The 1,120-nt window shown below is 60.3% G+C and carries 1 protein-coding gene; it reads left to right on the forward strand.

The annotated features are described in order from the left end of the window. Positions 1-422 (forward strand): hypothetical protein (locus tag EN932_RS39405; protein ID WP_245483409.1); only part of this gene is annotated, 422 nt, incomplete at its 5' end. Positions 423-1,120 lie beyond the last annotated feature (698 nt).

The raw sequence follows: 1,120 nt of genomic DNA on the forward strand, positions 1-1,120 counted from the left end.
CACCGGTCGAGCCGGTTGCTCCAGTAGAGCCTGTTGCTCCAGTCGATCCGGTCGAACCTGTTGCCCCAGTAGAGCCGGTCGAACCTGTCGATCCGGTCGAGCCAGTTGCTCCGGTATCACCGGTTGCACCTGTGGCGCCGGTCGAGCCGGTTGCTCCGGTCGAACCTGTAGAGCCTGTTGCACCGGTATCACCGGTTGCTCCTGTGGCGCCGGTCGAGCCGGTTGCTCCGGTCGATCCGGTCGCACCAGTAGAGCCTGTTGCTCCAGTCGAGCCAGTCGAGCCGGTTGCTCCAGTAGAGCCAGTCGAGCCGGTTGCTCCAGTAGAGCCGGTGGCACCGGTCGCGCCCGTGGCACCTGTCGAGCCCGCACCCGTGGCGCCGGTCGCGCCGGTCGCTCCGGCGGGTCCGGTCGCGCCTACTTGACCTGTGGTGGCGATAAAAGAAGCGGTATCAAAGAAATTGCCATTATCGCCATTATTAGCAAGCACGGGTGTAAAACTATAACCTCCTACAACCGGGGAAAGCGTGCCGTATAATTTGAAATTGCTGTCATAAACGAAATAAATATCAGTAGTGTTGGGGATCGTTATGGTCGCAGAAAAGTCATTTATTAAACCGCCCTGGTTTGCAGATGGTAGCTGAAAGCTACCAACGACTGTATCATCCGCACGATTAAGCGCCGGATTAGTCGGCGGAGCCACGTGAGTATCCACTACATAATACGTGTTAACAGCCGAAGAGCTGCCGCCGGCAGTTATGTCCCCACTGAGTGTGAGATCAGCCGCAAGCACCCCCGAGTAGCTGGCCACGCCAGCCGAAGTCATTGGAGGCAAGGGCGTGGACGAGCCTACGCGTGAGGATATCTCCCAGGAGCCGCCCAGGGCGGCCGCGCCAATCAGCGACCCGGACGCGAGAACGTCCGCGCCTACTGCCTCTTCCAGCGCCTCTATGAAGGCTTCGCCCGTATCCCCCGATGCCGTTTCGCAGCTCCACAGCCGCAGCTCGCCGTCCTTGGCAAGCGCACGGCCGATTGCGGCAAGATCCTCGGCCTCTTCCTGCAATGTAGTTGATGACCACTCCCCTGCTGTGAAGCCGACACGCCCAGACCCACCATGTGCGAT

The organism is Mesorhizobium sp. M7A.F.Ca.US.002.01.1.1 (assembly GCF_004022955.1).
GTDB classification, from domain to species: Bacteria; Pseudomonadota; Alphaproteobacteria; order Rhizobiales; family Rhizobiaceae; genus Mesorhizobium; species Mesorhizobium ciceri.